General features: G+C 45.2%; 17 protein-coding genes. 12 read left to right on the forward strand and 5 right to left on the reverse strand.

The genetic code is table 11. The features are described 5' to 3' along the window. Positions 1 to 64 precede the first annotated feature (64 nt). The gene (locus BC343_RS17000) at positions 65 to 946 is read left to right on the forward strand and encodes a cupin-like domain-containing protein (RefSeq protein WP_078349012.1); all 882 of its coding nucleotides are present in this window, start codon (positions 65 to 67) and stop codon (positions 944 to 946) included. Positions 947 to 1,022: 76 nt separating this feature from the next. Here BC343_RS17000 and BC343_RS17005 read toward each other — a convergent pair whose 3' ends face one another. Continuing rightward, positions 1,023 to 2,030, reverse strand: a complete 1,008-nt coding sequence (locus BC343_RS17005; RefSeq protein WP_143822242.1) for a putative phage abortive infection protein — start codon at positions 2,028 to 2,030, stop codon at positions 1,023 to 1,025. A 257-nt stretch (positions 2,031 to 2,287) separates the two neighbouring features. Then, complete coding sequence (locus tag BC343_RS17010; protein ID WP_078349014.1) at positions 2,288 to 3,343, reverse strand: TPM domain-containing protein; 1,056 nt, start codon at positions 3,341 to 3,343, stop codon at positions 2,288 to 2,290. A gap of 165 nt (positions 3,344 to 3,508) precedes the next feature. Here BC343_RS17010 and BC343_RS17015 point away from each other — a divergent pair, with 165 nt between their 5' ends. The 6 genes from BC343_RS17015 (at position 3,509) to BC343_RS17045 (ending at position 10,479) form a co-directional block, all read left to right on the forward strand. Then, on the forward strand, positions 3,509 to 4,384 hold the full coding sequence (locus tag BC343_RS17015; RefSeq protein ID WP_078349015.1) for a carbohydrate kinase family protein: 876 nt from the start codon (positions 3,509 to 3,511) through the stop codon (positions 4,382 to 4,384). 292 nt (positions 4,385 to 4,676) lie between these two features. Further along, positions 4,677 to 5,777 carry a vWA domain-containing protein gene (locus BC343_RS17020; RefSeq protein WP_078349016.1) on the forward strand — a complete coding sequence of 367 codons (1,101 nt, stop codon included), beginning with the start codon at positions 4,677 to 4,679 and terminating at the stop codon, positions 5,775 to 5,777. A gap of 103 nt (positions 5,778 to 5,880) precedes the next feature. Then, a complete protein-coding gene (locus tag BC343_RS17025; protein WP_078349017.1) occupies positions 5,881 to 7,386 on the forward strand; it encodes a sigma 54-interacting transcriptional regulator in 1,506 nt (501 codons plus the stop codon). A gap of 29 nt (positions 7,387 to 7,415) precedes the next feature. Further along, positions 7,416 to 8,735 (forward strand): metallophosphoesterase, encoded by a 1,320-nt coding sequence (locus tag BC343_RS17030; protein ID WP_078349018.1) that lies wholly within the window; start codon positions 7,416 to 7,418, stop codon positions 8,733 to 8,735. 31 nt (positions 8,736 to 8,766) lie between these two features. Further along, entirely contained in the window at positions 8,767 to 9,651 is an 885-nt protein-coding gene (locus BC343_RS17035; RefSeq protein ID WP_238381795.1) for a UbiA prenyltransferase family protein, read from the forward strand. A gap of 213 nt (positions 9,652 to 9,864) precedes the next feature. After that, positions 9,865 to 10,479, forward strand: a complete 615-nt coding sequence (locus tag BC343_RS17045) for a class I SAM-dependent methyltransferase (RefSeq protein ID WP_078349020.1) — start codon at positions 9,865 to 9,867, stop codon at positions 10,477 to 10,479. A 138-nt stretch (positions 10,480 to 10,617) separates the two neighbouring features. On the opposite strand, the gene BC343_RS17050 is transcribed toward BC343_RS17045, so the two are convergent. Genes BC343_RS17050 through BC343_RS17060 form a run of 3 tightly spaced genes read right to left on the reverse strand, consistent with a single transcriptional unit; the run spans position 10,618 to position 14,855 of the window. Further along, positions 10,618 to 11,307 carry a response regulator transcription factor gene (locus BC343_RS17050; RefSeq protein ID WP_078349021.1) on the reverse strand — a complete coding sequence of 230 codons (690 nt, stop codon included), beginning with the start codon at positions 11,305 to 11,307 and terminating at the stop codon, positions 10,618 to 10,620. 25 nt (positions 11,308 to 11,332) lie between these two features. Continuing rightward, on the reverse strand, positions 11,333 to 12,961 hold the full coding sequence (locus BC343_RS17055) for a sensor histidine kinase (protein WP_078349022.1): 1,629 nt from the start codon (positions 12,959 to 12,961) through the stop codon (positions 11,333 to 11,335). Positions 12,962 to 12,968: 7 nt separating this feature from the next. Continuing rightward, on the reverse strand, positions 12,969 to 14,855 hold the full coding sequence (locus BC343_RS17060; RefSeq protein WP_078349023.1) for an alpha/beta hydrolase family protein: 1,887 nt from the start codon (positions 14,853 to 14,855) through the stop codon (positions 12,969 to 12,971). A gap of 132 nt (positions 14,856 to 14,987) precedes the next feature. On the opposite strand from BC343_RS17060, the gene BC343_RS17065 reads away from it, so the two are divergent. From BC343_RS17065 to BC343_RS17085, 5 genes are all read left to right on the forward strand, one after another. After that, complete coding sequence (locus BC343_RS17065) at positions 14,988 to 16,796, forward strand: tetratricopeptide repeat protein (RefSeq protein WP_162276888.1); 1,809 nt, start codon at positions 14,988 to 14,990, stop codon at positions 16,794 to 16,796. 319 nt (positions 16,797 to 17,115) lie between these two features. Then, entirely contained in the window at positions 17,116 to 17,436 is a 321-nt protein-coding gene (locus BC343_RS17070) for a DUF4286 family protein (protein ID WP_078349025.1), read from the forward strand. A 6-nt stretch (positions 17,437 to 17,442) separates the two neighbouring features. Then, on the forward strand, positions 17,443 to 17,997 hold the full coding sequence (gene rfbC, locus BC343_RS17075; RefSeq protein ID WP_078349026.1) for a dTDP-4-dehydrorhamnose 3,5-epimerase: 555 nt from the start codon (positions 17,443 to 17,445) through the stop codon (positions 17,995 to 17,997). A 210-nt stretch (positions 17,998 to 18,207) separates the two neighbouring features. Then, complete coding sequence (locus BC343_RS17080; protein ID WP_078349027.1) at positions 18,208 to 21,042, forward strand: outer membrane beta-barrel family protein; 2,835 nt, start codon at positions 18,208 to 18,210, stop codon at positions 21,040 to 21,042. A gap of 34 nt (positions 21,043 to 21,076) precedes the next feature. Then, positions 21,077 to 21,853 carry a GLPGLI family protein gene (locus BC343_RS17085; RefSeq protein ID WP_078349028.1) on the forward strand — a complete coding sequence of 259 codons (777 nt, stop codon included), beginning with the start codon at positions 21,077 to 21,079 and terminating at the stop codon, positions 21,851 to 21,853. Positions 21,854 to 21,927: the final 74 nt, after the last annotated feature.

Genomic DNA, 21,927 nt, shown 5'->3' on the forward strand with positions numbered 1-21,927 from the left:
TTACCTTTCGGGCAATAGCTGCGTCTTATTAACAGTTATTTAAACTATCCGATACTTTACCTCTATGAGCTTTAAACTTGGCCCGATTGATACTGTTGATACCATTTCTCCCGAAGATTTCCGCGAGAATTACTTAAAGCCGCGCCGCCCATTAGTGATAAAGGGGCTAACCAGCAATTGGCCTGCCCGCGAAAAATGGACTCCCGAATACCTGAAAGAGGTAGTTGGTAAAAAAGTAGTACCACTGTATGATAACTCAAAGGCCGACCCATCAAAACCGATAAACTCATCAGCTAAGGAAATGCCCTTTGATGAGTATATCGACCTGATACGCAGCCAACCTACCGAACTACGCATATTCTTCTTCAACATATTTAAACAAGCACCCCAGCTTTTAGATGACATTGTATTACCTAAAGACCTGATGGGTGGCTTCCTTGAGAGCATGCCGGCCATGTTTTTCGGTGGCAGCAATTCGGTTACGTTTTTGCATTACGACATCGACCTGCCGCACATCTTCCACACGCATTTTGGTGGTCGCAAGCACGTTATATTATTCGAAAACAAGTGGAAACGCCGCCTCTACTGTATCCCGAATGCTACCTACGCATTGGAGGATTATGATGTACTAAACCCGGATATTAAAAAATTCCCCGCATTGGATGGCGTAGAAGGTACCGAGGTTTTCCTTGAACACGGCGACACACTATTTATGCCTACCGGCTACTGGCACTGGATGAAGTATGTAGATGGCTCGTACTCACTTAGCCTGCGTGCCTGGGATACCAGCATTACCCGCAAAGCCGCCAGCGTATACAACCTTGCCGTAAAAGGCGGCGTAGACAGCCTGTTGAAAATGGCATTTAAAGGCAAATATGCCAAATACCGTGAAGAATTGGCCATTAAATGGGCGGAGAAAGAACTGGCAGAGGGGAAGCCGTTCTAAGTAACGGCATCCTTCAAAATAGATTAATATACATAATAGCACTCAGGCAGTTTCATACTAAAAACCCGCCTGAGTACTATTCATCATATTCAAACATTTCTTCGTTTTTCGCTCTGATTTTTTCAATTTGTTTTTCAAATTCAACATGTGGATCAATTGTAAAATCTGTCAATTCCAACGGCATGTTGTGAATCATTCTAAATTCGGCAAAAAAAGAATTTTCTTCGTCCTCCCATCTGTTACCATAACCACTTAAATAGTTAAAATATAGCATTAACTGTTCAAAGCTACTCAATTGCGCCCTTACGATTCTTAAATATTCTCTCTTTTGATATCCTTTTAGTACGTTGTTAGGCTGACCGACAACATATTTAACCATGTAAAATAAATGCCGATAGTATTGCCCCAATTTAGTTGAATGACCTGAAAATGGTTTGTATTTAATTAGAATCCCTACTTTTCTTTCGGTGCCAGGTAACTGATAGCTGTTACTCTGTCCACGCGACTGCACATGTTGTTGGCGGGCGATGTCGAGAGCATTTTTACATCTAAGAACATAAGCGGAATCTAGAGGTAAGGTTTTATCAATATTCTTCACGACAGGATTACCTACTCCATTAAAGAACAAGATATAGCTCAATTTAATCAAATAGCGAGGTTTATCTTTGATAATGTCTAAATGGAGTTCGTGCTCACATATTTCATAAAATGCTTTTAACTCATAAAAATTTGTTACAAACACTTTTCGTCCAGTTATAATCTTAGTGACATACTCCTCTGTTCTTTCTAAAATCTCCTCTCCTGAATTTCTTGAAAATGTTTTTTTAGAAGTTATAGATATGTCGTATCCATCTATAGACATTTCACTAACCGTTTCTTTGTAAAGCCGGAGTAATTCGAAAAATTTGTTTTCAAATCGTTCAACCTTTAGATCTTTCTTTTGCTGCAAATTCGCTTGGTACTGTATCCAGAAAGCGAAAAAAGTTAGAATAGCCGCAATGAACGCGATAATAGGCCCTAATGTCCCTCCATAGGTGTCACCAATAGTTCCAGAAACTGTTTCAAAGCCTTGAGATTTTCCCATCCGCACAATATACGCGGGCCAATTATCAAGCAAATAGTTTCCAATATATGTTACAAGAATTATAAATAATATAATGAAGATTACCTCAAGCCATCTTGGCACTATTCGAGTTTCCTCAAAAGCAGATTTGCTTTTTCCCACAAAAAATAATAAAAAAAATTTAAAATCTTGTTACTGCCTCTTAAAACAAAAAGCACACAAACGCCCATCAGTCTAAACAAGGCAAATACCCCTCGGTTAAACAGATAGCGCATTGCTTACCAGCTTGATGTAGCACCGCCACTTGAAGAGCTGCTACCGGACGACGAGCCACCACCCGAAGAACCTCCCCTATCAGAAAAACCACTGCTATCTGAAGACGAGGAACGGCTGCTGCTTGATGAGGATGACGACGACCTCCTGCTTGATGAGCTGCCACTATCCGAAAAACCACTGTCACCACTATCGCCGCTGCCCCAGTTGCCCCAATTGCTTGGGTTATTATCTGCCGACACACGATTTTGGGGTTCACTTGTAGAAGAATAATCTCCCGAGCTATAACCATTATAGCGGTTGCTGCCCCAGAAACCGTAAGGCCTGCGGTACCATCTACCCCCGCCGTTGTTATTGTTATAATTATTTATAACAGTGCCGCCACCATAGCCGTAACCACCACCGTAGTTACCTCCCTGGCGGTAATAGCCATCCATACGGTTGCGGCCCCTGTTAACAAAGTATTTTATAATTCCGTAAATGGTCAGTAAAACGCCAAAGCCCATAATAATAAAGCCAATTTTATTAGGCTCGTTCTCTCGCGCCGCGGCAGTTTGTGCTACCACAGGTTTGGCAACCGGAGCAGGCGTAGCTATTGGCCCTATCAGTTCGGTGTGTATGCTGTTCACCAAAATGGTTAGTCCGCCATTGTAATCCTCGTTACGGTACGAAGGTTTCATTTCGGCCAGTATCTCCTCGCATTTTTGGTCGGTTAATGAGGCTTGCAGGTTTTCAGCAATGGCCAGTCGCTGCAGGTGGTCATCAATTGCGGCCACGTAAACCACGCCGCGTTTTTTGGTGCCGACATGCCATTTGCGGCCAATGCGGGTAGCAAACCGTTCAATGGTAAACTCCGATGGAACTTTTTTAACCAATACTATAGCTACCTGTACGCCGGCTTGCTTTTGTATCACGTACAACTTTTCGTTCAGCGCCTTTATATCATCTGCGGTAAGCAAATTGGCGTAATCGTTCACAAAGGTATTTTTCTTTGGCTGGGGTATTTGCGCAGCGGCCAGGCCGGTAACAAAGAGCAAACAAACGATGAGGAACCTTTTCATATTCGGGTTTGGATAAGGCTTATTTTATTGAGGCTTAAATTACTGATTTTATTTATAGTTCAATATTTCTTTTTTTATAGCAGATTTTTAAGTTTCAAACATAAATCATCCAAAAAACCTTTTAGCTTTAGGCCTTTATCTTACAGTTTCAGGACAACCAATTTTATGAACAAACAGGTACTATGTTTCGGCGAGGTTTTATGGGATGCATTTGGCGATGGTAAAAAGGCAGGCGGTGCGCCCATGAATGTGGCCCGCCACCTGGTGCAACAAGGTAACGATGTACTTTTTGCCAGCAGTGTAGGCATCGATCCATCGGGCGTTGAGCTTACCCATTTCCTTCGTGAAAACGGCCTGTATAGCGACCTGCTGCAGCGCGACGAGAACCTGCCCACCTGCGAGGTAACCGTAGAACTTGACGAGCATAACACCGCTACCTATATTATCCCCCAACCTGTATCGTGGGATAACATTCAATACACCGATGAACTACAGGCAGCCACCAAACAAATTGGCGCGGTAGTTTTCGGCAGCCTGGCCTGCCGAGAAGAAGCTACTTTTAACACCTTGCTGAATGTACTCGATGATAGCGAAGCCCTAAAAGTATTCGACGTAAACCTGCGCCCGCCGCATTTCGACATAAGCACAATTGAAACCCTGGCTGCACGTGCCAATGTTATAAAAATGAACGAGGAGGAAGCCGAAATGCTTATCCACGGTGGCAGCGGCGATCTTAAACAAATGATAACCGAGTTTCAGAAAAAATTCCACACCAAAATTATCTGCGTTACCCGCGGCGCCCATGGTGCTATCATTTGGAACGATTACGAGTTTTACGAACACCCGGGCTTTACCGTAGAGGTTGCCGATACCGTTGGCGCGGGAGATTCGTTCCTGGCTACCTTTATTACCGGTTTGTTGAACGATACACCTATGCAGCCTTTGTTGGAAAAAGCATGCGCGGTAGGCGCCTACGTGGCCAGCCAGCGCGGAGCCAACCCAGTTTATAAGGTGGAGGAAGTTGCAGAGAAGTTTTTGTAGGATGTTTTTTTACGTAGAGACGCAATACTTTGCGTCTCCCGCATGCAAATCCGTTTTACCGTAGAGGCGCAATACTTTGCGCCTCCCCGTGCAAATCCGGCATGCATAGCCTCGGTTTAGCCGCTTGTCCTACTGGAGACGCAAAATACTGCGTCTGTACAAACAAATACGCATACGAGTAGCTCCCCTAACACCCCTTTGTCATTTCAGCCTAACAATTGGCTTTAATTGGGTTGCGCGCTAAACTTTTGAATAAAATTATCCGTTACTTTAGGGTAAGAAAGGGTACAACATGCGTGGTTACGGATTTTCGAAGTTCACACCTAACCAGATCCCCAAAGGCGGGTTTGAAGAATTACTAAAACTTTTCCTGGAGTTGCTTAACTACACCGCAGGTGATGCTGGTGAAGCTTTGGCCTGGCTCAACGAGCTTGATAAGCAATACAACCTCACCAATGACGATTACGGCATGGGCGATTTTATTGACGAGCTAAAGCAAAAAGGCTACCTGAACGAAGACGGACAAAGCGGCGAAGTAAGCATTACAGCAAAAACAGAGCAAAGCATACGCCAGTCGGCACTGGAAGAGATATTTGGCAAGCTGAAAAAATCGGGCAAGGGCAACCACCGTTCGCCGCAAAGCGGGCAGGGCGATGAAAAGAACGCCGAGCGCCGCGAATTTGAGTTCGGCGACAGCCTGGATCAGATAGACATGACGCAATCTATCCAGAACGCACAAGTTAACCATGGCATCGGCAACGATTTTATGATGACCGAGCGCGACCTGGAAGTAGAGGAAATGGATTACAAGACCCTCACCTCTACGGTGCTGATGATAGATATATCACACTCGATGATCCTCTACGGCGAGGACCGCATCACCCCCGCCAAAAAAGTAGCCATGGCATTGGCCGAACTCATCCGCACCAAATACCCTAAGGATACTTTGGATATTGTGGTTTTTGGCAACGATGCCTGGCCCATTACTTTGCAGGATTTGCCGTACTTGCAAGTAGGCCCTTACCATACCAACACTTACGCCGGATTGGAGTTGGCAACAGATATGTTGCGCCGCCGCAAAACCAGCAACAAGCAAATTTTTATGATAACCGATGGCAAGCCTACCTGCTTGAAGGAAGGCACCAAGTATTATAAAAACAGTATAGGGCTTGACAGGAAGGTGGTGAACAAAACGCTGAACATGGCCGCGCAGTGTAAGAGGCTTAAAATACCTATCACCACGTTTATGATAGCTAAAGACCCTTACCTGCAGCAGTTCGTCCGTAAGTTTACCGAAACCAACGGCGGCAAAGCATTTTACAGCTCGTTAAACAACCTTGGCGAATACATTTTTGAAGACTACGCCAGGAACAGAAGGAAGAACGTTAGGTAAGTCGGAAGTCCGCAGTCGGCAAGTCCGAAAGATATATAACACAACAATTGAAGTTTCTTCCGGACTTTCGGACTTTTCCGACTTCCGAACAACAAACAGAAATATGAGTAAATTACTGAATATAACCACACTTGGGCAGTTAAAGCAGTCGGGCTATGTGAGCCGTTCGGTTAAAGACGAATTGCGGGCTAACCTGATCACACAATTACAAAAAAAAGAAGGCGGTTTTGAAGGCATTGTAGGTTTTGAGGATACCGTTATCCCCGATCTGCAAACGGCCATCCTATCGCGCCATAACATACTATTGCTTGGTTTGCGCGGGCAGGCCAAAACGCGTATTGCACGCCTGCTGGTTAACCTGTTGGATGAATACGTGCCGTATATAGCAGGTTCGGAATTATTCGACGATCCGTTGGCTCCTATCAGCTGGTTCGGGCATAACACCATCGAAGCTAATGGCGACGATACCGCTATTGCCTGGGTGCACCGCAGCGAACGCTACACCGAAAAACTGGCCACGCCCGATGTTACCGTTGCCGACCTAATAGGTGATGTTGACCCGATAAAGGCAGCCACCATGAAGCTGACCTATTCGGACGAGCGGGTTATACACTTCGGGCTGATACCACGCGCACACCGCGGTATATTTGTAATAAACGAATTGCCGGATTTGCAGGCACGTATACAGGTATCGCTGTTCAACATTTTGCAGGAGCGTGATATTCAGATCCGTGGTTTTAAACTGCGTTTGCCGCTCGACCTGCAATTCGTATTCACGGCCAACCCCGAGGATTATACCAATCGTGGCTCAATAGTAACGCCGCTGAAAGACCGCATAGAAAGCCAGATACTTACGCACTACCCGCGCTCGGTAGAAATTTCGCGCAAAATAACACAACAGGAGGCCTTGCTATCGCCCGAGCAGCGTAAGAACGTGGAGGCCGACGGACTGGTGAAGGATATGATAGAGCAGATAGCTTTTGAGGCGCGTGCATCAGAATATATCGATAAAAAATCGGGCGTATCGGCACGTTTAACCATATCAGCTTACGAAAACCTCATCAGCAATGCCGAGCGCCGCATGATCATCAACGGCGAGAGCAACACCTTTGTGCGCATTTCCGATTTCCTGGGCGTTATCCCTGCCATAACCGGCAAGATAGAACTGGTTTATGAGGGCGAACTGGAAGGCCCGGGCAAGGTGGCCAATATCCTGATAGGCAAAGCTATTAAAACCATGATGCTGCAGTTCTTCCCTGATCCGGAGAAAGCCAAAAAAGCCAAAGCACCTAACCCCTATGCCGAGATCATCAACTGGTTCGGAGATGGTAACAGCATTGCTTTAGTAGATGGGCTGCCTGCGCAGGAGTATAAAAAATTACTTAATGCCGTACCGGGATTAAAAGACCTGGTGAAGAAATTCCACCCACGCCTGAGCGAGAACCAATCGTTGTTATTACAGGAATTTATTCTTCACGGCTTGGCGGAATTTTCGCAGCTGAACAAAGGATTTTTAGATAATGGCTTCGCATTTTCGGATATGTTCAATAGCTTGTTTAACTTGCAGCCCGACGACGATGACCTGGACATCGACGACGACCGTTACTAAATAGCTAATCGTTCACAAGCTTAAATTAAATGCAGGGCCCGGTAACTACCATTTTGCTCATCATCGTTCTGTTAGCCATCGATTATTATATTCTTCGCGGGCTGCAAACGGCGTTCAAAAAAAAGAAGTTCATCCACAAAAAATGGTTCAACCGCTTTTATTGGGGGTCGTCCATATTTTTAATTACCGGGCTCTTCTCTGCTATTTATGTGCAAATGGGCGGCGTTGGCGTGCGCGGGGCCTTGCTATTCCTGTTTTTCATCTGCTTCATCTTTAAAATATTCTACGTACTGTTTATTTTGATAGATGATGCACGGCGTTTTGTAGTATACCTCATCCGCAAAAACAAGAAGCCGGAAGCTGTTGCCACTACACAAGATACAAATACTTCTGCCGCTACTCCACCTGCTGCCGCAGAAGAACCCACCTTCAAATCTATCCCGCGTTCGGAGTTTTTGATGAAGGCGGGCATATTGGCAGGTGCGATACCACTCTACGGCATTAAGCACAACATGAGCAAGGGGCTTTACGATTACCAGTTACAGAACGTAGACCTTTACCTGCCCAACCTGCCAAAGGCTTTTGATGGTATGCGCATTGGGCAAATATCAGATATCCACTCGGGCAGCTTCCATAGCAAATGGCAGATGAGCGCTGGGGTTGATATGCTGTTAAAGCAAAAAGCCGACGTAATATTCTTCACCGGCGATTTGGTAAACGGCCAAACCTGGGAGGTGAAATACTATATGGATGTGTTTAAAAAGGTAACGGCCCCGCTGGGGGTATACTCCATTTTAGGCAACCATGATTATGGCGACTACGGTCATTGGCCAACACCTGCCGCTAAAGCCAAAAACAATGCTGACATGGTAGCATCCCACAAAGAACTGGGTTGGGACCTGCTGGTGGATGTGAACCGCCGCCTTAAAGTTGATAACGAAGAGATAGGCATATTGGGCATTGGCAACTGGGGCGAAATGAGCCGTTTCCCTAAATACGGGCGTATGGATAAGGCCATCGTAGGTACTGATGATCTGCCCGTAAAACTACTGCTCTCGCACGATCCTTCGCACTGGCGGGCACAGGTATTGCCCCAATACCCGCAGATTGATGTAATGTTTAGCGGGCATACCCACGGCATGCAGTTTGGTGTGCGCACACCCGAATTTCAGTGGAGCCCTATCGAATATGTTTATACCGAATGGGCCGGGCTTTACCGCGAAAAGCACCAACAGATATACGTAAATGTTGGCTACGGATTTTTAGGTTACCCCGGAAGAATTGGAATATTGCCGGAGATCACTATTTTTACATTACGCGCTGCGGAAGACCCATCTTTAAAAGCCTAAAACAACCGCAGGCAAACCTTAACGGTTACCCATGAAAAAACTGCTCGCGCCTGCGTTTGATTTCCTTTTGTTCAGCAACGTTTTTATGTCGTTGTGTGCTGTTACGCAGGCCATGGTTACTTTCCATCTTATTGGCTCTAAACCGGTGCCGGCTGTTACCTGGCTATTGTTTACCTCCACGCTTGGTATCTACAATTTCAGCATACTGATAACCAAACCTGTAAAACCCGAAGAATCGCCCTACCGCCGCGTGCGCTGGTTTTTTGCCCATTATAGGCTCATGGTTACCTTCACCATTGTATCGTTATTGTCGCTTATCCCGCTGTTCTTTATGCTATCTATGGAGGCAAGGATGCTGCTGGTATTTTTATCTATATTATCTTTTTGCTACAGCATCCCCCTGTTCACTATCGGTGAACACAAATTCGGTTTGCGGAATATCCCTGGTTTAAAGCCCATACTGATAACTTTAGTATGGACGCTAAGCTGTGTTCTACTACCGATACTGGAAGCTGAAAACCTGCATATGGCGGATGTAAGCATGCGCGATACCATGATTTTGATAGCCAAACGCTCGCTGTTCATAGGCGCACTAACAGTACCGTTCGATATTCGCGACTTGTTTTACGACCGCCAATCGGGCTTAAAAACTATCCCCGTGGCTTGGGGCGAAAGAAATGCTTACCTGTTTTGCCAGTTTTTACTTGCCGGTTATGTAGTGCTACTCTTCTTGTTCCGCAACAATGGTTTTAGTGTAGATTTCTTCGCGTTAACTACTACCGCAATACTTATGGGTTGGCTCATCTTCCGCTCTAAATGGGAGAAGAATGAGTATTACTATTTCTTTTACCTTGATGGAGTGCTGGTATTGCAGTATGTGGTTTTGGTGGTGTTTAATTTAGTGGCGCAATATTAAAAGCTGGCTATTTAACCGCAAAGTGCGCAAAGATTTGCATATTCATCAACGCAAAGAGCACAAAGATTCTTTCACGCGAAGGCACCAAACCGAAGGTTAGCACTGAACATAACTTATTAATCAATTTGCAAGGCTTTGCCCTCTTTGCGAACACTTTGCGCCCTTTGCGGTTAAAAACAAACTGGCTAATTAAGCCCGGGAACAACTAAATTAATGGCAAGCAATTACGATAATTCTGCATCTTTTTATGATGGCTTGTCTCGCCTGGTATTTGGCAATGCACTGGTAAATGCACAGCGGCATTACCTGCCGGACATACCGCCCAATTCGAAAGTGCTGATCATCGGCGGCGGAACCGGCTGGATACTGGAGGAGATCGCCAAAGTTCACCCAAGCGGGCTCGAAATTGTTTATGTAGAGATATCTGCCAAGATGATGGCCTTATCCCAAAAAAGGAATGCCGGTGGCAACAAGGTAACCTTTATAAATAAAGCAGTTGAGGAATTTACCGATGAGGGGTTCGATGTGGTTATCACGCCCTTCCTGTTCGATAATTATACCGAAAAAGCACTTGGGCCAACATTTAACCATATTCACCAAATGCTGAAAGCCAGCGGGTTGTGGCTTAATATCGATTTTCAGTTATTAGGCAAATGGTGGCAATATGCCATGCTGAAAAGTATGCTGCTCTTCTTTAAAGTATTGTGCGGGGTAGAATCGTGGCGGTTGCCGGAGATTGGCAGCCATTTCGCCTCTAACGGCTATTGGTTATTGAAGAAGAAGGCTTTTTACGGAAGTTTTATCGGGGCAAGGGTGTATAGGAAATAAGGTTCTATAAAGTTTTGTCATTGCGAGGAGCAGCGTGGAGGATATGCGCGCAAGAGCGACGCGGCAATCACATAGTAAGCGCAGCGGTAATGCTTAGCGACGAGATTGCCGCGCTATCGCTCGCAATGACAAACTAAATTAATACACAAACTTATACCCTATCCCCCTCACGGTTTGCAGGTAAGTAGGCGAATCGGGGTTGTTCTCTATTTTTTTACGCAGGCGAACGATGTGCATATCCAGCGTGCGGGTATTTACATCGGCATTGTAGCCCCATACTTCCATCATCAGTTCTTCGCGGTTTATTACCTTGTTTTTGTTTTTAAGGAAGTACAACAGTATACGGTTCTCCAAAATGGTTAGCTCGGTTTTACGGCCATCGCGAATAAGCAGGTGGGTGTTGGGCAAATGCTCCATACCGCCAAACTTGTGCGATTCGGTTTTTTCGCCGCTGTTCAACGAGAATTTTATCTTGCTGTCTATCATGGCCACCAGCACATCCATATTGAAAGGCTTAGTGATATAGTCGGACACGCCGAAGTTATAGGCATCTATCTTGTCGATATCCTGTGCCTTAGCGGTCATCATAATAACCAACTTATCAAAGCCTTTTTCGCGCAGGGCGGCACATACGTCCGAGCCTTGCTTGCCCGGCAGCATCCAGTCAAGCAAAACAATATCCGGCTGCTCCAGCAATATCATGCTTTCGGCCTCAATACCGTTGCCCGATTCTAAAACTTTGTAACCTTCGGTTTGCAGGCGCTCGGCGACTAAAAACCTCAGGTTTTCGTCGTCTTCTATCAGCGCTATTTTAATTTCCTTGTTCATTTGTAAACTATGTCAGTTTTCGTCTCTAATTTTCCATTGGCAAGGTAATTATAAACGTCGAACCTTCGTTTATCCTGCTGTTCAACAATATAGTACCGCCCATGTAATTTACCAACTCTTTGCAAAATGCCAAACCCAAACCTACACTCCCGTTTTGGTTGTATTGGTTCTGTATCCGGTAAAACTTCTTAAACACGTCTCCCTGCTCGTTTTTGGCCATGCCAATTCCTTTATCAGCAAAAGAGAATACAATATTACGCTTATCCTGTTTTATTGTTATAGCTAATTCCTTTTTACCGGGGTGCGAATATTTGTAGGCATTCTCCATCAAATTCTGAAAAACGCTCCCCATCAGCACCGGGTCGCTGTTAAATTTATCTACACCTACAGTGGCTTCCAATTTAAAATCAGGATATTTTATTTTGAAAGTATTGATGTAGCCCTGCACAAATTCGGGCAGGTTTATCTCTTCGCTTTTTACTATGATGGAGCGGTTCTCTAACTGCGTAAACGATAGCAGTTTGTTCATCAGCTCGTTCAGCTTATCAGCTTCCTCATCCAATATCTTCCCGTAATGCTTGCGCTGGCGTTCGCTCAGTTCGGCATCTCCTTTAAGGTTAGAGCCTGCAATTTTTATAACGCTTACCGGCGTTTTAAACTCGTGGGTGAAGTTGTTTATAAAATCGTACTGCAGCTTAAACACCTTCAGGTTGATATTGAGGTTACGGTAGATGAGGTAACTGATCAGCACCAGGAAGAAGTAGATCAGCATCAATATAGCGCCGATTGGCAAATACCGGCGGTCTATCTCACGGTTCAGGTGCGCACGTTCCGAACTAAAATACAATTTAAAGTTAGAGAAAGCGCCCGGCAGCGCCGCCTCCGTTATTACCTTCTCTTTGGCCACATCCAAAGGGTCGTACACCACAGGTTGTATGGTAACTTCCTCGTAAAGTTCTTTGTGGGTATTCAGTACCTTAAGGTAATGCGGATCGAGCGAGAAGGTAAGCATATTTTGCTTACCTACGCCATCGCTGCGTTTACTGCGTATAAGCGAGCGGTATATGCGTATGTCCTCGCGACGGGGAATGTTGATGTAACTTATCTTATCGGGCGTAACGTTGTAAAAGGTACGGAACACCTCATCCTGCGTAGGCACACGCGAGGTATCGGCATAACGGATAAACGCACTTAGCTTTATGGCCATTTGCTTAAAGTCGTCGTCGTTAACGCTGCTCATGTCCTTTATGCCTACTATACCTGTTTTCTTGGGCTTAAAACGATAAATGGATTTGATGCCTACGCCATCGGGCTGCGCAGCTGTGGGGTTGGCAATTTGTATATCGTAAAACAGCACCTTACGCACAAAGGGGTACGATTTAAAAACGGTGTCGGAGTAATTAGCCGCCGAGGCCGAATCTAAAAAGCCCTGGTACGAGGTTATTTCGGGGATTTTTATCTGGAAGAAATCGTAATAGGGCTTTATAGTTTGTTCCAGCACCTCTGTTTTCCTGTTGGCAAACTCGTTCTCTACATAGCGCGAGGTAAGCTTGTACGATACAAAAACGGCAATAACAAGCGTTACCGTTATCAGCACTAAAAAGGCGGTTATCAGTGTAAAGTTGGTGCGGTATAAATTGTTGGGCGCCTTCATTTAGCGGCTACTGTTTACCCTGCATATTAGCATCCAGAAATTGCTCTATCTCGGCATACATCTCCATACGGTTATGTTCACTGCGGAAAAATGCTCGCTCGTTCTCTTTCAGGTGGTATATTACCGGCACATTGCGTTTCTTCAACTCACGCACAAACTGATTCAATTCACTGATGTTGGCACGAGGGTCTTTCGCCCCCTGGAATATCAATAACGGGCTTTTAATTTTATCGGTATGGAAAACCGGCGAAATAGCGCGCAATTGCTCAGCATCCTTTTCGGGGTCGCCAATCATTTCATAGGTCATTTTTTGGAACGGCTTAAAAAACGGTGGTGCATCCTTCAGGTAGGTAAAAAAGTTGATCAACCCATATTTCACAATAGCGCAATTATACATCCCCTTTTGGAACGATACGCCATGCAGTGCCGAAAAACCACCGAAACCACCACCAAAAATGGCTATCTTTTTAGGGTTGGCAATTTTATTATCAATCAGCCATTTGGTACCATCGGTAATATCCTGTTGTATGCGCCCGCCCACTTGTTTAAAACCGGCCTTGCGGAACGCCTTGCCATAGCCCGCCGATCCGCGGTAATTCACCTGGAAAACGGCATAACCGCGATTGGCCAAAAACTGTACTTCGGCATCATACCCCCATGTGTCGCGACCCCATATATTATCATGCGGCATTACCACTACGGGCAGGTTTTGGGTTTTATTACCATTTGGCAGGGTAAGGTAGCCATTAAGCGTAAGCCCGTCTGATGCCTTATAAGCGATGGGCTGCATGCTGCAAAACTCGTTGGAGTCCATACCGGCGTATATATCGGCCAGCTTAGTCAGCTTATCGCCCGCCTTTTCGTACAAATAGTACGAGCCGGGGTTTTTATCGGTATAGGTATTTACAATAAAACGGGTTTCGGCGCTGTCGCGGTCAACAATGTTTACTTCGTCGCCTTTCAGGCGGGTTGCTATACTTCCGTATATTTTCTCCACCTCATCGTTCAGGAAATGTTTCTGCGGTTTGGCCTCGTCCCAGTAAGCGTACTCAATACGGCGCTTGTTCTTGGAGTAGGCAAGGTCCATAATATCTGCCGTGCTGCTGGCATAAACAACCTTAACCTCTTTGCCACTCTCAGCATCTATTACCACCACAGCAGTTTTATCACGATCGACGTTTGATAGCGCGTAGAAATAATTCTTCTCGCCGGTAAAAGCCACCGGCTCTACCCTATCGTTAAAGTTATTTACAATTATGGGCTTAAAAGCAGTATGCTCGTTAGGGCGGTATAAAATGGTTTCGTCAACACCGTCAGATGCTTTAGCCAGGCGGATATCGCCATTAGGGTCGGAGTACCAACGGGTAATATTGCCCGGGTTTTGAATGTATAGCTTCAGGTCGCCGGTATTAACGTTAAGGCGATAAACATCAAATATCCCGGGGTCGCGTTTGTTAAGGCTTACGGTGAAAACATCGGGCAGCATGCGGTTACGGTTAAGTATACGCAGGCGCACCTTTTCTAAATTCAACAGGTTCTTAACTTTCAGTGTAGCAACATCAAGCGTAAATACGCGGTACTCGTCGCTGGCAATAATATCCTGGGTAAACAGTATTTGGTTGTTATAGGTCCACGAGTAATCTTTTACCGAGTAATCGGTGTATGAGGTGGCCATTTGCTCGGCACCGGTAGCTAACGATTTGATGTAGATATTTTGCTTATCTTTATAAGGCTTAAGGTACGATACAAATTTGCCGTCGGGAGAAATTTTAAAGAATGTTTTCTCGGGCGTTTTAAAAAAATCGCTTACAGGAATGCGCTTGGCCTCGTTAGGTTTACAGGCACAGAGCAGGGCAATAAGAGCGAGAAATACAAATCTGAAACGGCCGGGCATGAATTACGGTCTAATATTTACAATCAGGGTCAAAGTACTTAATTAAAAACAGGCAAAAGTAAATGTCACTACAATTTTACCCTGTAACAACGTTATATACAATTCATGGAGGCGTATAAATATATAAAAAGAATGCAGCGTTTTTTCATCACTCTTATATTCTTTTTGGCTTGTTGCACAGGGGCTTTTGCGCAAAATAACGATTTGCAGCTGGCGAGGCAGTACGCACAGAACGGCGATATGCAAAAAGCGCTGGATATTTACCAGAAACTATACCGGCAAGATAACGAAGGCTACTACCAGCAATACCTGAGCGCCCTGCTTAGCGCCAAAAAATTTGACGATGCAGAAAGCATCACAAAAAAACTGGCGCGCAAACACCCGGGCAGTTTCGATTACACCATTGCCCTCGGCACCATCTACACCCAACAAGGCAATACCGACAAAGCCGACCAGGTGTATACCGACCTGATAAACCACCTGCCTGCCGATCAAAACGAAATTTCGACCATAGCATCGCAGTTTTATAAAAACGCCAATGTGGAGTATGCTGTAAAGATATTTCAGCAGGGGCGCAAGCTGCTGCATAATGATGCATTGTTTTCTTTCGAGCTGATAAACCTGTACCGCTACAAACGCGATAAGAACGGGCTTACCGAAGAATACCTGAACTTTTTGCCGGCCAACCCGTCGTTCCTGTCGCAGGCGCAAAGTATGCTGGCATCCGTTTACGAAGGCCCAGCAGATTATGATGTACTGAAGTTCGCCTTACTGAAACGCATACAGAAAGACCCGCAACAGATTATCTATGTAAACTTACTTACCTGGCAGTTTATGCAGCAGAAAGAGTTTGGGCAGGCGCTTAACCAGTCGCTGGCGCTTAGCCGCCGCCAAAACGATGATGGCAGCAGCATTTTTGAGCTTTGCGCTACACTTACTGCTAATGAGGCCTATGATGAGGCCATCCGCGGGTACGAATATGTTATTGGTAAAGGGAAAGATAACCCTAACTATGTATCGGCCAAGATAGAACTCATTAACACCAAAAACCAAAAGGTAACATCGGGCAAGTACACCCAGGCCGATTTGGTAGGGCTTGAGCAGGATTATCTTAACCTGCTTACCGAGTTTGGCCGCAACCGCAGCACGGTGTTTGCTATGCAAAAACTGGCCAATTTGCAGGCATTTAAACTGCATAAGTTAAAAGATGCCCAAACCCTGCTGGAAAGCGCCGTTGCCATTACCGATGTACGCCCCAGCCTGCTGGCCAATTGTAAAATGGACCTTGGCGATATTTACCTGCTGAACAACCAGCCCTGGGATGCTACCCTAACCTACAGCCAGGTAGAACTGGGCAACCCCAACACCAATATTGCCCAGGAAGCTTTTTTGCGTAACGCTAAACTGGCTTACTACACAGGCGATTTTAACCTTGCCCGCAGGCAGTTAAACGTACTAAAAGCTGCTACCACCCAACTGATAGCTAACGATGCCCTGAATTTATCGCTGTTGATAACCGATAACCTTGCTGCAGATAGTGCCGGCAGCGCCCTTAAAATGTATGCCCGCGCCGACTTACTAATATTTGCCGAGCAGACCGACAAGGCCATACAAACCCTCGACAGCCTGAACACCAAATACCCCGGCAATATGTTAGCTGCGGATGTACTGATGGCTAAAACCAAAATACTCATACAACAAAAAAACTATAACGGCGCAGTAGCCCTGCTAAAACAAATTGCAGACAATCACCCAGACAACCTGTGGGCGGATGATGCCGTGTTTATGTTAGCCGATATTTACGAAAATCAACTCGCCAACCCCGAGCAAGCCAAAACCTACTACCAAAAAATTATTACCGACTACCCCGGCAGCCTCTGGCTAAACGATGCCCGCAAACGCTTCAGGATACTACGGGGCGATAAGAATGACGCGAGTTAGGTCATTGGGTCATTGGGTCATTGGGTCATTGGGTCATTGGGTCATTGGGTCATTGGGTCATTGGGTCATTGGTAGGAATTTTGAATTGAGTTTGTTGTTTCATTCCAATCAAAATAAATCGGTGAAATCTTCTCTACATCGGTAAAATCCCCCAAAATAAATCCTGTTTAATCCCTCCATCCTGTAATCCTGTTAAAATGGGCGTTATCGGTGAAATCATTCCCCAATCGGTGTAATCCAAAAAATAATCCTGAATAATCCTGCCAATCCCTTAATCCTGTTAAAAAATCAGTGGAATCATCCCCAAATCGGTGAAATCATGTTTACTTTTGTCACCATGATAGTTTACAACGAAACCTTTATACTGGAAGACACCGTTGAGCAGGAATGGCTTAGCTGGATAAAAGAAGTACAAGTACCTGCTATTATGGGTACGGGTTGCTTTAGCTCGCACCAGATACTCACCATTATGGATTCGCCAAACGAAGGCATTACCTACTGCGTGCAGTTTATGGCCGATACGCTGGAGCAGTTTCAGGAATATTACCGCCTGCACCTGTTCAAGTTTCAGGATATACACCAGGAGCGCTTTGCCGAAAGGTTTGTGCTTTTTACAACCGTAATGAAAACCGTAGACTAAACAGCCATGACCGTTACCGAAACCCTCATACCCGGCGTATTGATATTAGAACCGCGCGTATTTACCGACGACCGCGGCTATTTCTTTGAAAGCTACAGCAAACGCACACTCGCCGAAGTTGGTATTGATGCCGATTTTGTGCAGGATAACCAATCTAAATCGCAAAAAGGTACCGTACGCGGGCTGCACGCACAGGCAAACCCATTTGCGCAGGGTAAATTAGTACGTGTATTACAAGGCAGTGTAATGGATGTGGCCGTTGATGCCCGCGTTGGCTCGCCTACTTACGGCAAACACGTAGCTGTTGAACTTACCGCCGCCAACAATTTACAGCTTTGGGTACCTGCGGGCTGCCTTCATGGCTTTGTAACGCTCGAAGACGATACCATCTTCAGTTATAAAGTAACCAACTACTACGATAAGGCCTCAGAAACAGGCGTGCTTTGGAATTGCCCCGAACTGGCCATTGGCTGGGGCATTGCCGAAACCGAGGCTGTGGTATCTGCCAAAGACCAAATACTCCCCTCTTTTGCCGATTGGCAAAGCCCTTTTAACTACTAAAAAATTTATCTTGCAGATAACAAAGCCGTTACAACATTTATTGTAACGGCTTTTTGTTTTATGCGTCTTGTGAAAGTGCCGGGGCACATTTTCATCTATTTTTCATTCAGTAACATTATTGTGATTTAACAATTGTAAAGCAATTTTTAACACTATTTAACGCTTCTACTAAGTATTTAGTTATACCTTGCAGCCTCCTAACGCCTAATAATGAAACACACCTTTACCACACTCATTCTTCTATGTTTTTTAACGCTTACTGCAACTGCTCAAAAAACCTACTTGGTTAAAGGCAGCGTGCGCGATTCGGTGGCTAACGCCGGTTTGCACAATGCATCAGTAAGTATATTAAACGCAAAAGACTCTACCCTGCGCAAATTTATGCGCGCTACTACCAATGGCAGCTTCAACCTCGGCAACCTGGGGAAGGGCCAATTTATACTGTTGGTAACCTATCCAGATTATGCCGACTATGTGGAGAAATTCACCTTAGACTCGGTACATACTGAACGCTCTTTCGGTAACATTAATATGGCGCTTAAGTCGCGCTTGTTAAAAGAGGTACTTATTAAAGGTAGCGTAGCCGCTATTAAAATAAAAGGCGACACTACCGAGTACAACGCCAAAGCCTTTGTAATTCAGCCCAACTCTAAGGTGGAGGACCTGCTTAAACAACTCCCAGGCATACAGGTTGATAAGGATGGTAAAATAACCGCCCAGGGCCAAACCGTACAAAAAGTATTGGTTGATGGTGAAGAGTTCTTCGGCGACGACCCTACCCTGGTTACTAAAAACATCCGCGGTGATATGGTTGATAAGGTGCAGCTTTACGATAAGAAAAGCGACCAGGCCACCTTTACCGGTATCGATGATGGCGAGAAAACCAAAACCATCAACATTAAACTAAAAGAAGACAAAAAGAACGGCTATTTTGGGAAACTTAACGCCGGTGTAGGCAACGATGGCTACTATGAGGGGCAATCGCTTTTCAATAAGTTTAAAGGCAAGCAAAAAATGTCGGCCTATTTTACGCTCAGCAATACAGGCAAAACCGGGTTGGGTTGGGACGATAACAATAAACTTGGCGCAGGCGGCGGCATGCAGTTTAGCGACGACGGCGGGGCCTACTTTGATGGAAGTGGCGGCGACAACGGGCTCGACTCTTTCGGCGGCCAATATTATGGAGAAGGTATACCGGTTACCCGCAGTGGCGGCCTGCACTTTGATAATAAATGGAATAAAGACAAATATGCCCTGAACACCAACTACAAAATTGGTTCGATAACGATAGATGGTACACGTAACACCATATCGCAACAAAACCTGCCGGCAAATGCTGCAGGTAATGTAGATATCATCAACAGCAACAATAGCCAAACCAGCAACAATTATATGTTCAGGCAGAAGCTGGACGCAACATTCACCCTGGCGATAGATACTACATCAAACATCAAATTCTCGGTGGATGGTACCGTTAAAAACAGTACCACCCACAGCAGGAGCAATACCGAAAGCCGCCGCGGCGATGGCAGTTTGCTTAACATGAACCTACGTAATGTTGATAATGATGTAGACAATGAGCAATTTAATGCAACTGTTTTTTACACTAAAAAGCTAAAAAAGAAAGGGCGCACCTTATCTGTCAATTTCAATACCGGCTTTAATAACAGCGATGCCAACGGCTACCTGCGATCAGATCTGGAGATCTACAACCTGCAGGGCCAGCCCACTACCAGCCAAAAGATAGACCAGTTGAAGACCGATGATACCAAAACATCAAGGGTAAACACGGTAGCTACTTATACTGAGCCATTATCAAAATACCTTTCGGCCATAGTAAGCTACGGCTTATCGTTCAACAATAGCAACGCCGACCGCCGTTCTTACGATCAATCGGCACCGGGTGTTTATAATATCCTGAACGATTCGTTAAGCAACCATTACATCTTCAACCAGGTATCTAACCGTGGGGGGCTTAACTTTAACTACAAGCGTGGTAAAAGTACCTTACGCTTTGGTACCAACGTTGCCGATGTAACTTTTAAACAGGAAGACCTGATAGGTGGCAGCCTGCGCAAACGCAGCTTTACCAACTGGAACCCCAGCGCTAATTACCAGTACAAGATCTCTACATACGGCTCTTTCAGCTTTAATTACTATGGTAACCAAACGCAACCCACGCTGGATCAGTTGCAACCCATCCGTGTAAACACCGACCCGCTGAACATTGTACTGGGTAACCCGTTATTGAAGCCATCATTCACTCACCGCGTAAGTGCATGGTATAATATGTACAAAGTGCTTAGCGAACAATCTATCTGGTTTAGCGGTAATTACAGCTTTACTACCAACCCTATAGTTAACAATGTATTTACCGATACACAACAAGGTAAAAGCACCATACAGGCCATAAACCTTAATAACGAGCGTCCACATAACTATAATATTAACATTGATATGGGGCGCAAAATAACGGCCATAGGGCTTAACTTGGGTGCAAGGCTATCTACAAATGGCCAGGTTTACTACAGTATGGTTAGCACCCCGTCTGTCCCTTCGGCGCTTAACCGCACCCACACCAACCGTTATTCGGGCCAGCTTTCGTTATCAAAATACAAGGAGAAAAAATTCCAGGTATATATTAACGCCGGCCCCGATTATACTATTGGCCAATCGTCGCTACAGCCCGAGATCAACAACAATGGCCGTGGTTTTAATGCCGATTATTACATAAGCGTATACCTGCCATTTAAAATACAAATAAGCAGCGATGGCCAGTACGAATACAAGGCAGCAACACAATCGTTCGCTACCGATTTTAACCAAACCATCATTAACGCCAGCATCACCAAATCGTTCTTCAAGGCCGAAAACCTGAAGCTTATACTAAGAGGGAACGACCTGCTGAACCAAAACTCGGGCTTTAGCCGCAGTGCATCAAGCAATTTGATCACGCAAACCCAATACAATACCATACGCCGTTACTTCCTGCTATCGGTAACCTGGGATTTTAGCGGCATGGGCGGCGGTGCACCAAAAAAATAATTGATACCTAAACGATATTTAAGATATAAGAAACATGAAAAAGTACCTGTTCATAATGCTGGCCTGCCTGTTTAGCAGCAGCATAGTATCGGCACAAAACGCGCACTTCACCACCTCGGGCACTATTGAGTACGAAAAAAGGGTGAACATGTATGCAGTAATAAAAAAGGTTATTAATAAGGATAACGAAAGCTGGTACACCCCGGCCTTCGAATCGTACAAAAAGAATAACCCGCAATTTAAAGTACTAAAAAGCCAAATGGCCTTCGGCAATAACAAAACACTTTATACACCCATAGAGTCTGACGATCCGCCAAGCAACAGCTGGTTTAGCGATATGCCGCTTGCCCAGCAAATAAACACTGTTTATACCGATTTGAATACTAATATTAGCACTACCAATAAAAAAGTGTTCGACGAGGCCTTCCTGGTAAAAGATACCGCCCGCCGAATAAACTGGAAAATAACAGATGAAACACGTGACATTGCCGGCTACACCTGCCGCCGTGCTAATGCTATTGTGATGGATTCGATATACGTGGTGGCCTTTTATTCGGATGAGATACCGGTATCGGGTGGCCCCGAATCGTTCACCGGCCTGCCTGGTATGATATTAGGCGTTGCCCTGCCGCACGAGAACGTTACCTGGTTTGCCACCAAAGTAACCGATATGCCCGTTGCCGAAACAACGCTAAAAGCGCCAACCAAAGGCAAGCCTGTAAACTATAAAACCTTGCTGAGCACCCTAACTACCGTTATGAAGGATTGGGGCGAATACGGGAAGAAGTTCTTTAAGATATACTTGTTGTAGAGCCTTAAGCTCAAAGCAGAAAGTCCAAAGCGAAAAGCCAGCAATAGTTTTTACCTATTAAATGCTTAAAGCTT

This window comes from Mucilaginibacter pedocola (assembly GCF_002013915.1).
GTDB lineage: Bacteria > Bacteroidota > Bacteroidia > Sphingobacteriales > Sphingobacteriaceae > Mucilaginibacter > Mucilaginibacter pedocola.